Raw genomic sequence first — 14,852 nt, forward strand, 5'->3', positions numbered from 1 at the left:
GTGATTGGTAATGCCCCCCCTGCGATTCCAGCACTTCGTCCCGGTGCCGAAGACAGTCTAGATTTCCCGCAAGGAGACTAGACATGCCGATTTTGAAGCTGGATGGCCGGGTGCTTTTTCTTTCCGCAGACCCGGACATCATCGACCGACAGTTAAGCGGCGAAGATCTGACCGAGACCACGGCCGGCACGCTGAGAGACGACGTGTCGACCGATGAAATCACACCAATGAGCGTGCTCACCCGCTTCGACGAGCGGCTTGCGCGTGTTCCGTATGTTGGGTTCAGAGCAGGTGAACGCACGCCCATTGGTCTGGACGCTGTTCGCGCCGGAGGCTTTTGTGTGACGGTCGCCGGCAACCGGTACGGCAAGGGGTCGTCTCGCGAGCACAGCCCGGTAGCGGAATATCGTGCGGGCATCCGGCTTGTTATCGCTAGAAGCTTCGAGCGCATTTACCGGCAAAATGCCGACAACGTAGGACTCTTCACGTCGACAGATTTTGGACTGCTCGAACGTATAGAGCGTGGTGAAGAAATCGACATCGACGAACTGGTCGCATCTCGCGACGCGCTTGCGTCAGCGATTCTCCGCAGCGGGGGCCTTCTGCGGTACGGCGCTGCGCACATGCAGCACGTCAGGACGACCACTCAGGCCCGCGACGGCCGCCCACGCACGCTCGCTCAAAAGATCATCGAGAGGCACGCGTTGGAAACCGAGGCCACGGGGGACTCACAGAACCCTGGAGAAGGAGCCTTCGTCCGCGCGGACTGGCGTTTCATTCACGAGTACTACACCGGCATGGCGAGTCACATGCTGCATGCTACGTTCGGTCGCCCACTGAAACTGCATTCGCCTGAGACGATCTTGATGTTCGAGGACCACCTGTCCTACTCGCACAAAAGCGAGCTGCACATCCGCAACGGGCTACTTCCGGATGTGCGCGCGCTGTCTGAAGCGCACCGTGCTTTCGCCCGCGATTATGGTCTACGCAATCATGGCTACCTCAGCGAAAACGGCAGTGGCATTAGCGAAGGTTCGGAAGGCATTTCGCACGCAATGATGGCGGAGAGGTACGCGCTGCCAGGCCAACTGGTGGTAGGCACCGATTCGCACACACCGCATAGCGGAGCGCTCGGCTGCGTTGCATTTGGGGTTGGTACGACGGACATGTCCAATGCGTTCATCACCGGCGCGGTACGGATGACCGTTCCCGAATCGCTGCGAATCGATTTCCGCGGACCGATTCCGTCCGGGGTGACGGCTAAAGACTTAACGCTCCATCTTCTTGCGGACCCCCGCATCCGTGCCGGCGCGGGCGTCGGCAAGGTGTTCGAGTTTGCTGGCTCGGCCATGTCGCAGCTAACCACCGACGAGCGCACGACGCTCACCAACATGACCGCAGAGCTTGGCGGTTTCACAGGCATCGTCGCTCCCGATCAAGAGACGGTCCGGTTTCTGAAGGAACGTCGCGGTGTGAACTTTGAAATCGAGCCTTGGATGCGAAGTGACGACGGCGCTCCCTACGCAGCCACCATTGAGATCGACTGCACTCTGCTCTCCCCTATGCTTGCGGCACCCGGAGACCCTGGAAACGGCATCGCGCTGGATCAGTTGAGTGACAGGCCGCAGATTGATATTGCGTACGGCGGCTCATGTACTGCCGGCAAGCGCGAAGATTTCGACCATTATCATGAGGTACTCGCCTGGGCTGCCGACCGGGGAATCCGAGTCCCTGAACACGTGAAATTGTTTCTACAGTTCGGCACGTCAGACGTGCGGGACTACTGCATCGAGCGCGGATATCTCGATGCTTTCGAACGCGTTGGCGCAGTTCTGCTTCAGCCCTCATGCGGCGCATGCGCCAACTGCGGTCCTGGCGCATCCACTGATGCGTCGCAGGTCACCATCAGCGCAATCAACCGGAATTTCTCGGGTCGTTCTGGGCCAGGAAAGGTCTGGCTCGCCAGCCCACCAACTGTCGTGGCAAGCGCACTGGCCGGCAGGATCGTCTCCTTCGCCGAGCTCAAGGAGCAACGCCAGTGAAGATTGCTGTTAATAGCTGTCGTTAGCTGACTTTTGCACGGCAGCATCAAAAGCAAATACTAGACGGAGACAACCATGACCACTATGGAAGGCGCTTCACCCTTAGGCGCCAAAGAAGCCAGCGTGCCCGGTGCGAATTCGCTCGTCGATAAAGCCGCAATATCTGCACGTCTTGACCGACTTCCCGCCACGCGGAGCGTCTGGAAACTGATCGTGTTGCTTAGCCTCGGCTTCTTCTTCGAACTGTACGATTTGCTCTTCACCGGGTACATCGCACCTGGTCTCGTGAAGGGAGGAATTCTCACTGCGACGACGCACGGGCTTTTCGGAACGTCGGGTGTCGCCAGCTTTATCGCATCTCTCTTTAGCGGTCTGTTCGTCGGAACCATCGCCTGCGGATTCCTCGCTGACCGTTTTGGCCGGCGTGCAATCTTCACGTATTCATTGCTCTGGTACGTAGCGGCCAATACGGTAATGGCCTTCCAGGATACAGCGACAGGACTGAACTTCTGGCGCTTCGTTTCCGGTCTTGGTATCGGCGTCGAACTCATCACCATTGGCACTTACATGTCCGAGCTCGCACCGAAGCATATGCGCGGGCGTGCGTTTGCAGTCTGCCAGGCAATCGGCTTTTCCGCGGTCCCGGTCGTAGCCTTCCTGTCTTACCTGCTCGTACCGAAATCCTATCTGGGATTGGACGGTTGGCGGTGGGTCGTATTGATTGGCGGCATCAGTGCGGCGTTCGTATGGTATTTCCGTCGAAACCTGCCGGAAAGCCCGCGTTGGCTCGCCAGCAAGCAGCGATTCGCAGAGGCCGACGCCGTGCTCTCCCGACTCGAAGCGCAAGTTGAAAGCCAATACGGAAGGCCTCTTCCTCCGCCAGGACCGTCCGAGCCGATCGCAATCAAAGGCGGCTTTTCTGATATGTGGAAGGCGCCGTACCGCAAGCGAACCGTCATGCTGATCGTCTTTCACATATTCCAGACGGTCGGCTTTTACGGTTTTGCTAACTGGGTACCCACGCTGCTCGTGAAGCAGGGAATCACCGTGACGTCGAGCCTGCTCTACACGACAGTCATCGGGTTGGCGGCGCCTCTGGGACCTTTGCTCGGCTATCTCATTGCTGACCGCTTCGAGCGAAAGCACGTCATTGTTTGCATGGCGGCGCTCAACATTGTGGCCGGACTTCTCTTTAGCCAAACAACGTCCGCCGTGGCGATCGTGATGCTGGGCGTTTGTCTAACGCTGGCGGGCAACATCATATCCTTCACCTACCATGCCTACCAGCAGGAGCTGTACCCCACGACGATTCGCGCACGGGCGGTAGGCTTCGTTTATTCATGGAGTCGTGCATCCGCGGTGTTCAGCTCGTTCATCATTGCATTCATGCTGAAGGACTTCGGCGTGACTGGCGTGTTCGTCTTCATCGCCGGCGCGATGATGCTGGTTATCCTCGCAATCGGACTGATGGGGCCTCGGACGCTTGGAAAGTCGCTGGAGGACATTTCTCGCTGAACTTTTTGCAGAGGCGCCTGACTCGAGGCGGCGGCACAGACTACAGTGGGGACGAACGATTGTATGACGCCGCGGAGGCGATAACTTCAGCCGCGGCCGCGCCGTCGGACGAGCGGAAGTCATGTCGATTTCGCCTCGCTGACGGACGGGAAGAAAACAGTCCGTCATACGGCCAGGGTTTGAGCCTGAGCGACATCGACCCACTCTGCCCCAACCAGTTCGATAAGGCGCTGGGGCGCGATGCGGAGTGCGGCGTTCGTCGCGCCCGCTGCAGGCAACACGACATCGAACTTCTTCAACGTCACATCCGCAAAGACTTTCATTTCGCGCGGCAGTCCGAACGGACACACCCCGCCCACCGGGTGACTGGTCCATTCAACCACCTCCTCGGCGTTGAGCATCCTGGCCTTGCCTTTGAACTGGTCCTTGAACTTGCGGTTGTCAATCTTCGCGTCACCTCCAAGCACCAGCAGGATGACCTCGTCCTTCAGCCACAAAGACAGCGTCTTCGCGATCTGCCCCGGCGACACGCCGTGGGCATTGGCGGCTTCCGCGACAGTGGCGGTGCTCGTCTGCTTTTCCAGAATTTCGAGGTCGGGAGCATGCTGTGAAAGAAATGTACGGACGGATTGCAAACTCATGTTCGGACTCGCTGATATGACATTGTGAAGTTGATGTGGCCTGGATCGGCCTACGCTTTAAGACGGTTCATCAAGCTGCCAAGGCGTACTGACGGCGGATAATACCCGTGAGGGCGATCCATAAAGTGGTCAAAGCGTAGGAGACTCATCCAACCGTTTGTACCCGACGACGCTTGCTATAGCGATCGCCCTCGTTCTCATCGGCAGACCGGGATACCGGTCTGTCTTTGCTACGTGAGCAGGCCAGCCCAACGACGATCGCGGCCATGCCGATCGCGTGATAAACGTGCAGCGTCTCGCCCAGAAACACGATTGACATCGACGCGCCGTAGAGCGGAATCAGGTGAATGAAGAGCCCCGCCCGAGCTGGGCCTACGCGTGCAATGCCAAACATATACAGGAGGTTGGCGATCAGGGATGGTGCGAGCCCTACGTACATGAGTTCTCCAAGAGACGCGCTGTTCCAGGTTGCACGTTCCCCCGCGATGTACTCCCACATGAACAGCGGAAAGAGCACCACTACCGCGATGACGAGTTGCGCGCCAAGTAGCCCGAGACGGTCCATGTCCGCCGGAAAAGAACGCAGCCAGACCGAGAAGAGAGCGAACGCCACCATCGCGCCGAAGACGAACAGGTCGCCACGGGAAAACTGAAGCGCTAACAGTCGCGCAGTGTCGCCGTGCGAGATGATGGTCAAAACGCCGAGGCAGGATAGAACGAGTCCGAAGCTCTGGACGGCGGTCAGCCTTTGCCCGAAAAATGCAGCACCGATCAAGATGATCAGTACCGGAATGGCAGAGTTCATCAACTGCGCATTTGATGCCGTCGTCGAATGCAGCCCTACATAGACGAGAAGATTGAAGGCAACCATACCTGCGAGGGATACGCGCACGAGTCGCCAGCGAAGCGCCCAATACCGACTCATGTCGCGCTTCATCGCGGCCCACCCAAACGGCAGGAGACACACCAGCGCGATGAGATGCCTGCCGAAGGCCAGCGTCATAGGTGGCACGTCGTTACGTGCGAGCCTGCCGACCACGAAGTTTCCGGCCCACAACAGCGGAGGCAAAACGAGAATCAGCAAGCCTGCAAGCCGGCCGCTACTGCTCACCGGAGCACGCACATCGGGTTTCATGGGAGGTTCTCCGCGGTTGCAATTTAGTGGCCCGATTGTGAGACGCTACAACTTCAGTAACAATAGACCGTCGAACAAAGTATATTTACGGAATGCGCAAAGACCTCCTACAGACAGGCCTCTTCCATGCGATTCGCGCGTTCCTGCGTGTGGTCGATAGCGGCAGTTTCACTGCCGCGGCCGAGCAGATGGATCTCACTACGGCGCAGGTTTCGCGGCTCGTGTCAGACCTGGAGAAGCGGCTCGACGTCAAGCTGCTTCAGCGCTCGACCCGCCATCGGATACTCACCGATGCTGGCGCCGAATACGCCGAGCGTTGTCGCGAGATCGTTGCGCTTATGGACGAAGCCGAAGCGAAGGCCTCTGGGACGGCATCCACTCCGTCTGGCCGGCTGCGCGTGCAATGCATGACCAGTTTCGGCCACCACTATGTCGCGCCTGCGCTCGCCGATTTCTGTGCGAGTTACCCCGAAGTCATCGTCAACTACAGTACTTCGCAGTACTTTCCCGACCTGCTCGCCCGCGGTGTAGACGTGAGCTTTTATCTGGCGGAGTCGCTGACTGACTCGGGATTGGTGGCGCGTCGACTGGGAACGACATTCGCGGTGGTGTGCGCGTCGCCCGAATATCTGCAACGCTTCGGCGAGCCTACGACACCCGCCGCATTGAGCGAGCACTCATGCCTGCGTCTGATTAATCCTTCCATCACTCCTGAATGGCGACTGACAGACGGGCAAGGCCCGGTGCAGGAGTTTTCCCCGCAAGGGCCGCTGGTGGCGGACACGCCAGAATTGCTGCTCGATGTTGCCGTGAGGAGCGCCGGAATAACGCTCCTTCCGCTTTTCTCGGTCATAGACGCAATCCGCGATGGCCGGCTCCGCCGGGTGTTACCGGCGTGGCGGTCGCCGGACATTGGAATATATGCACTCCTGCCTTCCAGGCACTTCATGGATGCCAGGACCCGGGCGTGGTTGGAGTGGGCTGAGAGACGAATCGTCCCGAGGCTACGAGAGGATGCGGCGTTTTTTACGTTATGAGCGCGGACCGACCCGTTTTCGCACTGTGGATGCCCGCATTGTCAGTCGCATTCGTCTTCGCATGTGTCTTCGCATTCGTCTTCGCGTCTGTTAACGTCAGCCGTCAAAGTCGGCCAGCAAAACTAAACCTGCCTGGCGCGAGTCGCAGAGCGAACGGACGACTCGCCGCCTGACGGCGGTGCCAGCTCTCGCGAAAACTGTCGCGGCGAGAAGCGTTGTGATTGAACACGTTTCTTTATATGATGGTGATCATACTATGGGCGGGACCGGTCAATGCGATATGGCGCTACACACAAAGACGAAACGCGTCAAAAGCTGCTGAAGGTAGCCGCGGATGCAATTCGGGCTCACGGGCCACAGCAGATTGCTGTTGCGCGGGTTATGGAGGGCGCCGGACTGACTCATGGTGGCTTTTATGCTCACTTTCGTTCGAAAGACGAGCTTGTGACTGCTGCCATTGCCACGATGTTTGAAGAGAGTGAAGCTCACTTTCTCCATCAAGTATCCGGTCGATCGCCTGCGCAAGGCCTTTGGCATTACATCCGCTTTTATCTGTCGCGCGCGCACCGGGACGCAATTCCGGTTGGTTGTCCGGTTGCTGCGTTAGTTTCTGAAATGACGAGGGTATCCCCTGAAGCACGCGCGGCCTTTGCAGAGGGAACGACACGGCTGCGAAAGCGGCTTGCAGGGCTTTTGTCGGAGCTTGGAGACGCAGAGGCGAACCCGAACGCGGAGTCGCTATTGTGCGAGATGGTTGGCGCGCTAATGCTTGCCAGAGGGGAGCCAGATCAAACGCGCTCCGACAAAATATTGATGCGCGCGAAGACAGCGCTTAAACGACGCTTCCATCTGGAGTCTTGCAAATGAACCTTGTCGAACAGCTACCACCCAATCTCTCCGGCTTGGAGCAGCTACACAAATTAATGCAATCAGGGGGACGGCCACCGATCGGTGATACCTTGGACTTCACGCTGGTCGAAGCGTCGGAAGGCTTCGCAGCTTTCGAAAGCGTACCGTCACTCCGAGCTTATAACCCTATCGGTACGGTCCATGGCGGATATGCAGCCACACTGCTCGACTCCGCATGCGGCTGCGCCGCCCATTCCCGTCTATCGCCAACGCAAGCCTATACAACGCTGGAACTCAAGGTTTCGTACCATAAAGCGATAACGCATGAGACCGGCACGCTTCGGGCGGAAGGCCGGGTGATCAGCATTGGCCGCCGCGCGGCGTTCGCCGAGGCCACGCTAAAGGACAGCACCGGAAAGTTATATGCGTCGGCCACTTCGACGTTGCTCGTGATCGACAAGCTAACGTGAACAATGCCGCCTGCGAACTAAAACCGGCGAATTGCAGGCGGTATCGAGCCAGACACCCACTGCGAAGGGTTGAACAGCTTACGGCCCTGTTGCGCAACCGGTTGCTGGCAATTATCAATTGCGCCCCACCCGTAGGCCCGCGATTGCGTTGCTGCGCCTTGCATCCAGTCTGAGCGCGGCTGAGCATTCTACAAATCTGCGTGTTCGACCGGAACGCGGCATCAGACCTATCAAACCCATCAGACAGTCACGCCAGGCGACGCGATCGAAGCCTGGCCGCGTTTCTACGGATCGCGACTCGCCGCTCCAGCGAGTCAAGTCGATGAGTGCGCCACATAAAATGCTGCGCAAGGCACGCCAAACGCAGTGTTCATACTCTTTTGAAATATTTTTCGAGCGTCGCAGAGTGACATTGCCCACGTACCATAAAGACTCTACCGGCCCGGCCCGTACAGCGCGCTTGAAGTCTTGATGATCCGTGGGCTCTTCGAGCCGGCAGCAAGCATCTCGACACTGGCAGGTCGACGGCTGATTGATCCAGGACACACAGATGGTACAGGCTGCACGAGGATGCGTTGCCACATCGGCAACGACGCCGTTAACTCTGTTCGACTTCGACCGCCTTGGCCTGTCGAGCTGCCCGACGGTGAGTGGACGCGTCATGCGACTGCCGCCGATATCCCTCCGCTTCCTGAACTCGCGACGCGCGCTTCGGACCTTGAACGAAAGTCGATGATGTCCGCGTTGCTGAAGAGGGGCGAAAACATGGTGCTGCGTCGACACCACGTTGAAGATGGTGCACAACGTGCCCGCCGCCGCGCATCAAGGCGCACCCGATCCGGTCTACCGGTCGTACAGGTTCGTTAGCCAGGCGATGTTCTGGGCGTTGCAACTGGCAAGCTCGCCGACAGACATTTACCCGACACGCGACTCACGAAGGAACTTTCATAGATGCGCGTACCGTTGACCCGCATTCATACCAGCCCGGCGCTGCCCGATAGCGCCGACGTCGTCGTGATAGGCGCGGGCATTGTCGGCGTATTCACTGCATGGTTTCTCGCGAAGCGTGGCGTCAAAGTCGCGCTGATCGAAAAAGGCATCGTAGGCGGCGAGCAATCCAGCCGGAACTGGGGCTGGTGCCGCCAGCAGAACCGCGATGCGCGAGAATTGCCGATTGCGACCGAAAGTCTGCGACTGTGGCAGCAGTTCGAAGACGAATCCGGGGAATCCGCCGGCTTTCGCCGCGGCGGTCTGCTGTATCTCAGCAACGACGACGACGAACTCGGCGGATGGACGCGCTGGTGCGAATTCGCCCGCACGGCCGGCGTCAGAACCGAAGTGCTCGGCAGCAAACAGGCCAACGAGCGGGCGGCCGCAACCGGACGCAACTGGAAAGGCGGCGTGTTCGCGCCGACCGACGGCACGGCCGACCCGGCCAACGCCGCTCCGGCCGTGGCACGCAGCATCATCAAGCTAGGCGGCACCGTCCATCAGAATTGCGCGGCACGAGGCATCGAAACAGAGGGCGGCAGGGTCAGCGGTGTCGTGACCGAGCACGGCGTGATCCGCACGAAGATCGCGGTGCTGTCGGGCGGCGCATGGGCCTCGACGTTTTGCCGGCAACTCGGCATCCGCCTGCCCCAGGCGACCATTCGCTCGTCGGTCGCGTCGGTCTCGCTGCCGCGCGGCACGTTGCCGGATGCGCTGCACACGAAAAGCATCACGATCACGCGTCGCGGCGACGAAACCTATTCGCTCGCCATCAGCGGATTGGCAAAGTTCGATCCCACGTTGCAAAAACTTCGCTATGCGAAGGACTTTCTGCCGATGTTCGCGCGTCGCTGGCAGAGCCTCAGTCCCGGCGGTCTGGAAGGCGTGCGCTCGGGCCATGAAGGCCTGAACCGCTGGCGGCTCGATCAGGCGACGCCGATGGAAAAAATGCGCGTGCTGGACCCCAGCGCCGATGAAGCCACACTCACGGAAATTCGCCGGCGTGCCATCGATCTGTGTCCAGTGATTGGCGAAGCACGCGTGACGGCCTCCTGGGCCGGCTATATCGACATGACGCCTGACGGCATCCCCGCCATCGGCGAAACGCAGTCGCTGCCCGGCTTCGTGCTGGCCGCTGGCCTCAGTGGCCACGGCTTCGGAATCGGGCCTGGATGCGGTCATCTCGTGGCGGATATGGTCACAGGCGCGACGCCGATCGTCGATCCCGAGCCTTACCGTCCCGAACGCTTCGACAAATCGGCGTGGGGCAAGGTCGCCGACTTCTGACAACGGTTTCGTTTCGACTTCTATCCGTGCGCTTTCGCCTGCTACGAGCGCACGGTATCGACGCAAGGACAAGCAGCAATGAAATCCCCTGTGCTTCATCTGATGCAGGCTGGCCATCTGGACCGCTTCTTTATCGACGGCGAATGGGTCGCGCCTATCGGCACGGAACGCGCCGCCGTGGTCTGCCCTTCCACCGAAGAGACGCTTTGCGACATCCCGTTAGGGAACGCCGGCGACGTGGACCGCGCGGTGCAAGCCGCGCGCAAAGCGTTCGCGAGCTGGTCCGCGACTTCGCCCAAAGAGCGCGCCGCGCTGCTCGACCGCGTTCATGCCCTCTTCCTCGAACGAGCCGAACTGTTTGCGCTTGCCCTGTCGATGGAAATGGGCGCGCCGATCAACTATGCGCGCAGTGCCCATGTGCCGCTCGCGGCCGAACATATCCGCGTCGCACGCGACAACCTCGCAACTTATCCGTTCGTCGCCCAGCGTGGCACCACCGCCATCGCCCGCGAGCCGATCGGTGTGTGCGCGCTCATCACGCCGTGGAACTGGCCGATCTATCAGATCACCGCGAAAGTCGGGCCGGCACTGGCTGCCGGCTGCACCGTTATCCTGAAGCCCAGCGAGTTGTCGCCGCTGAGCGCCCTGCTGTTCGCCGAGGTCGTCGCCGAAGCGGGCATTCCAGCGGGCGTGTTCAATCTCGTGAGCGGCACGGGGCCGGAAGTGGGGACGGCGCTGTCGGCCCATCCGCAAGTCGATATGGTGTCGATCACCGGTTCGACGCGAGCCGGCGTGCTGGTCGCCCAGGCGGCCGCGCCGACGGTCAAGCGCGTTGCGCAGGAACTGGGTGGCAAGTCGCCTAACATCGTGCTGCCTGACGCCGATCTGCCGCGTGCGGTCACGCTCGGCGTAGCGGCTGCGTTTCGCAACATGGGGCAGTCATGCAGCGCGCCGACGCGCCTGATCGTCCCACGCAGCGTCATGGCCCAGGTGGATGAACTCGCCGTGGCGGCGACGAAACAGATGATCGTCGGCGATCCGTTCGCCGAGACGACGACTCATGGTCCACTCGCGAATCGCGCACAGTTCAACCGGGTGCAGCAGATGATCGAAGCGGGCGTGGACGACGGCACGAAGCTGATCGTGGGCGGCGCAGGCAGACCCGTCGGCTTGAGCCAAGGCTTCTATGCGCGCCCGACAATCTTCTCGGATGTACGCACGGACATGCCGATTGCCCAGCAGGAGATCTTCGGGCCGGTCCTCGCGATCCTCGCGTATGACACGGTAGAAGAAGCGATCGCCATCGCGAACGACACCGTGTACGGACTCGGCGCACATGTGCAGGGCACGGACAAAACGCTGATGCGTCGGGTCGCCGCGCGCATCGAGTCAGGCCAGGTGCATCTGAACTATCCGGCGTGGGACCCGCAGGCTCCATTCGGCGGGTACAAGCAATCCGGAAACGGTCGCGAGTACGGGATCGAAGGAATGGAAGAGTACATGGAGGTGAAGTCGATCCTCGGGTACTACGATTAACCATCGCAAGACGTCACGCGGTGATGTCGCCGACTGGAAGCTGCCTGCTTTAGAAAGGTGCCGAGAATGGAAGCCACCGATATTCCCGAAACATCGCTAACCGCGCATCATCCGCATTGGGCAAAGTTGCGACGCGACCTTCACGCGCATCCCGAGTTGCGCTTTGAAGAACACGGGACCGCGGATGTCGTCGCGCGTGAGCTTGAGGAACTTGGTTATACGGTATCGCGCGGACTGGGCGGAACAGGCGTCGTGGCAAGCTTGCCGGGCGCGAATCCGCATTGGGGCATCGTGCTTCGTGCGGACATGGATGCGTTGCCCATCCAGGAAGCCAACGATTTCACGCACGCGTCCTGCACTCACGGAATCATGCACGCGTGCGGGCACGACGGCCACACGGTGATGCTGCTCGGCGCCGCGCGCATTCTGAAAGGCATGCCGCAACTACCAGGCAGCGTTCATTTCGTGTTCCAGCCGGGAGAAGAAGGCGGCGCGGGCGCGCGAAAGATGATCGACGACGGTCTGTTCGAGCAATATCCCACCGAGGCAGTGTTCGGCATGCACAATTGGCCGAGTTTGCCGGGTGGACATTTCGGCTTGCGGGTGGGCCCGATCATGGCGGCGGGTTCGCGCTTCAGGATCACAGTCACCGGCAAGGGCGCTCATGCGGCGCAACCGCATCTCGGCCTCGATCCTATTCCGCTGGCTTGCTCGATGGTGCTGCACTGTCAGACCATCGCTGCGCGACACAAGGACCCGGTCGATCCCGCCGTGATCTCCGTGTGTTGATACGCGCATAAAACTGACCCACTTCCGCTAAAAATTTGCATCGAAAATTGACCCACATGTTCAACTGCCTGCTTGGACGCCAAGCAGGAGAACGGAGTGATAACCGTGAGCATGTTGGCCAAGATTCGGCGGATGCATTTCCGCGACGGCGTCCCGCTTCGGGATATTGCAAGAAAGACGGGGCTTTCGAGAAACACGATTCGACGATGGTTGCGCGAGCCGTCGGCGAGCGAGCCGAAATTCGCCAAACGCGTCAGCAACAGCGTCGTCGACCCGTGGTCGGAGCAACTGCGACTTTGGCTGGTCGCCGATTTGCGACGTACAAGACGGGAACGGCGCTCAGCGACGCAGATGTACGAGGATTTACGAGCGGCTGGCTACGACGGCAGCTACGACCGAGTGTGCGCCTTCGTGCGCAACTGGAAGAAGGAGCGCGATGCGGGGGCGCAACGTGGCGCCTTTGTGCCGCTCGCCTTCGAATATGGCGAAGCATTCCAGTTCGACTGGAGCTGCGAATATGTCTTCATTGGCGGACTCAGGCGACGCGTAGAGGTCGCCCACATAAAACTCGCCGCGAGTCGTGCCTTCTGGCTTGTGGCTTATCCAACCCAAAGCCACGAGATGCTGTTCGACGCCCACGCACGAGCATTCGTCGCGTTAGGCGGCGTTCCCCGGCGCGGCATCTATGACAATATGAAAACCGCCGTCGATAAAGTTGGCCCGGGTAAGGAACGAGCTATCAACGCGCGCTTCCATGCGATGTGCGGCCACTACCTGTTCGAGCCTGAGTTCTGCAACCGGGCTGCCGGTTGGGAAAAAGGCATCGTCGAGAAGAACGTTCAGGACCGACGTCGCCAGATTTGGCACGATGCAATCGGTATCCGATGGGAATCGCTTGAGGTCCTGAACATATGGCTGGCCGAACGATGCCAACAAGCCTGGAAGCAGCTGAGACATCCACAATGGCCCGAACTTAGTGTGGAAGACGCCCTGGCGGACGAGCGTCCACGACTGATGCAGGTTCCGAAGCCGTTCGACGGCTACATTGAGAAACCTGTGCGCGTCTCGCCGACGAGTCTGGTGCATCTCGACCGGAACCGTTACAGCGTGCCGACGGAGTATGCGCATCACATCGTAAGCCTGCGCTGCTATCCGACCTACATCAGTCTGGTCGCGGACGGCGTCGAGATTGCCCGCCATCCCCGCAGCTTTGACCGCTACCAGACCTTCTACGACTGGCGGCACTACATCGCTTTGGTGGAGCGTAAGCCCGGCTCCTTGAGAAACGGCGCGCCGTTCCTGACCATGCCAGAACCGATGCTTCGTCTGCAAAGACACCTGCTGAAGCAAACCGGTGGTGACCGCGTGATGGTCCAGGTCCTCGCAGCCACTCCCGTTCATGGCCTGGAGGCCGTGCTGGTTGCCGTCGAGCTTGCTCTCGAGTCCGGGCGTCCGAGCGGAGACCACGTCCTGAACATTCTTGCCCGGCTGAAGAGTCCATCGGCGCGTTCAGGTGACGCCGTGAGAACGGCAATCACGCTCAAGGTCGAACCGCTTGCCGACGTCTACCGCTATGAGCGGCTTCGGGTTACGCGTAACGAGGAGGATGGTCATGTCGAATGAAACCGCCGCACTTCTCAAATCGTTAAAACTCCACGGAATGGCGCAGGCGTGGCCCGAGCTGGTAGCACAGGCACGACACAGCGACTTTGAACCGGAGAAGTTCATGCAGATGCTGCTGAAGGCAGAGACGGCTGAGCGACAGGTTCGGTCAATCAACTACCAGATGGCCGCCGCACGTTTCCCTGCACACCGCGACCTCGCCGGCTTCGACTTCGAGCAGGCGAGCGTCGATGAAACGCTCGTGCGAGAACTGCATACCGTTCGATTCTGTGAGTCCGCGCAGAACGTCGTGTTTATCGGTGGACCTGGCACGGGCAAAACGCACCTCGCGACGTCCATTGGTATCGAGGCAATACAAAACCACGGGAAACGAGTTCGGTTTTTTACTACTGTCGAGCTTGTGAACCAGCTTGAGGCCGAAAAGGCCGTCGGCAAACCCGGGCAACTCGCGAATCGCCTGATGTATGTCGACGCCATTGTTCTGGACGAACTCGGCTATCTTCCATTCACACAAACGGGCGGCGCACTGCTGTTCCATCTGCTCTCGAAACTTTATGAGCGTACAAGCGTTCTCGTTACGACCAATCTAAGCTTCACCGAATGGTCGAACGTATTCGGCGACGCAAAGATGACGACAGCGCTTCTTGACCGACTCACACACCACTGCCATATAGTCGAAACAGGTAACGATTCCTGGCGCTTCAAAAACAGCACGGCGGGGCAGCCCGCTTCGCGGGCTGCAACCCGTAAAAGCTCACCTAAACGACAAAAAGAGGAGGAAATCGACGCACCAGATTGATGTCTCTGCGCATCAGGGGTGGGTCAATTTTAGATGCAAAAAGTGGGGATGCGGACAAAATCCTGGACTACTTTGGAGGTAGTCCATGTATTCATACGAAGACCGCGTTCGCGCGGTCGAGCTGTACCTGAAGCTCGGG

Annotated in this window: 11 protein-coding genes and 1 pseudogene; 10 read left to right on the forward strand and 2 right to left on the reverse strand. The window is 59.8% G+C overall.

Annotated features, from left to right (window positions below):
* Positions 1 to 83: 83 nt before the first annotated feature.
* A complete protein-coding gene (locus J2W46_RS25395) occupies positions 84 to 2,042 on the forward strand; it encodes an aconitase family protein (protein ID WP_310357236.1) in 1,959 nt (652 codons plus the stop codon).
* A gap of 75 nt (positions 2,043 to 2,117) precedes the next feature.
* Entirely contained in the window at positions 2,118 to 3,557 is a 1,440-nt protein-coding gene (locus J2W46_RS25400; protein WP_310357238.1) for an MFS transporter, read from the forward strand.
* Positions 3,558 to 3,721: 164 nt separating this feature from the next.
* On the opposite strand, the gene J2W46_RS25405 is transcribed toward J2W46_RS25400, so the two are convergent.
* Together J2W46_RS25405 and J2W46_RS25410 are read right to left on the reverse strand one after the other, a co-directional pair.
* Positions 3,722 to 4,198, reverse strand: coding sequence for a YbaK/EbsC family protein (locus J2W46_RS25405; RefSeq protein ID WP_310357240.1), 477 nt, complete (start codon positions 4,196 to 4,198; stop codon positions 3,722 to 3,724).
* A 145-nt stretch (positions 4,199 to 4,343) separates the two neighbouring features.
* Positions 4,344 to 5,333 carry a DMT family transporter gene (locus tag J2W46_RS25410; RefSeq protein WP_310357242.1) on the reverse strand — a complete coding sequence of 330 codons (990 nt, stop codon included), beginning with the start codon at positions 5,331 to 5,333 and terminating at the stop codon, positions 4,344 to 4,346.
* Positions 5,334 to 5,425: 92 nt separating this feature from the next.
* On the opposite strand from J2W46_RS25410, the gene J2W46_RS25415 reads away from it, so the two are divergent.
* The 8 genes and pseudogenes from J2W46_RS25415 to istB all read left to right on the forward strand — a co-directional run bounded on the left by J2W46_RS25415 (position 5,426) and on the right by istB (position 14,713).
* On the forward strand, positions 5,426 to 6,370 hold the full coding sequence (locus J2W46_RS25415) for a LysR family transcriptional regulator (protein WP_310357244.1): 945 nt from the start codon (positions 5,426 to 5,428) through the stop codon (positions 6,368 to 6,370).
* Between the two features lie 273 nt (positions 6,371 to 6,643).
* A complete protein-coding gene (locus J2W46_RS25420) occupies positions 6,644 to 7,237 on the forward strand; it encodes a TetR/AcrR family transcriptional regulator (protein ID WP_027805172.1) in 594 nt (197 codons plus the stop codon).
* Positions 7,234 to 7,689 carry a PaaI family thioesterase gene (locus tag J2W46_RS25425; protein ID WP_288825014.1) on the forward strand — a complete coding sequence of 152 codons (456 nt, stop codon included), beginning with the start codon at positions 7,234 to 7,236 and terminating at the stop codon, positions 7,687 to 7,689. Before J2W46_RS25420 ends, J2W46_RS25425 begins: the two co-directional genes overlap by 4 nt.
* 951 nt (positions 7,690 to 8,640) lie before the next feature.
* Positions 8,641 to 9,966, forward strand: coding sequence for an NAD(P)/FAD-dependent oxidoreductase (locus tag J2W46_RS25430; protein ID WP_310357248.1), 1,326 nt, complete (start codon positions 8,641 to 8,643; stop codon positions 9,964 to 9,966).
* 78 nt (positions 9,967 to 10,044) lie between these two features.
* Positions 10,045 to 11,502, forward strand: coding sequence for an aldehyde dehydrogenase family protein (locus J2W46_RS25435; protein WP_310357251.1), 1,458 nt, complete (start codon positions 10,045 to 10,047; stop codon positions 11,500 to 11,502).
* A 66-nt stretch (positions 11,503 to 11,568) separates the two neighbouring features.
* A pseudogene (locus J2W46_RS25440) lies at positions 11,569 to 12,288 on the forward strand (amidohydrolase); the annotation flags it as partial.
* A 108-nt stretch (positions 12,289 to 12,396) separates the two neighbouring features.
* Positions 12,397 to 13,914: an IS21 family transposase gene (gene istA / locus J2W46_RS25445; protein ID WP_310357253.1), complete on the forward strand. Its 1,518-nt coding sequence runs from the start codon at positions 12,397 to 12,399 to the stop codon at positions 13,912 to 13,914.
* The gene (gene istB / locus J2W46_RS25450; protein ID WP_374726865.1) at positions 13,898 to 14,713 is read left to right on the forward strand and encodes an IS21-like element helper ATPase IstB; all 816 of its coding nucleotides are present in this window, start codon (positions 13,898 to 13,900) and stop codon (positions 14,711 to 14,713) included. Before istA ends, istB begins: the two co-directional genes overlap by 17 nt.
* Positions 14,714 to 14,852 lie beyond the last annotated feature (139 nt).

The sequence above is a fragment of the Paraburkholderia strydomiana genome, assembly GCF_031456815.1.
GTDB classification, from domain to species: domain Bacteria; phylum Pseudomonadota; class Gammaproteobacteria; order Burkholderiales; family Burkholderiaceae; genus Paraburkholderia; species Paraburkholderia caledonica.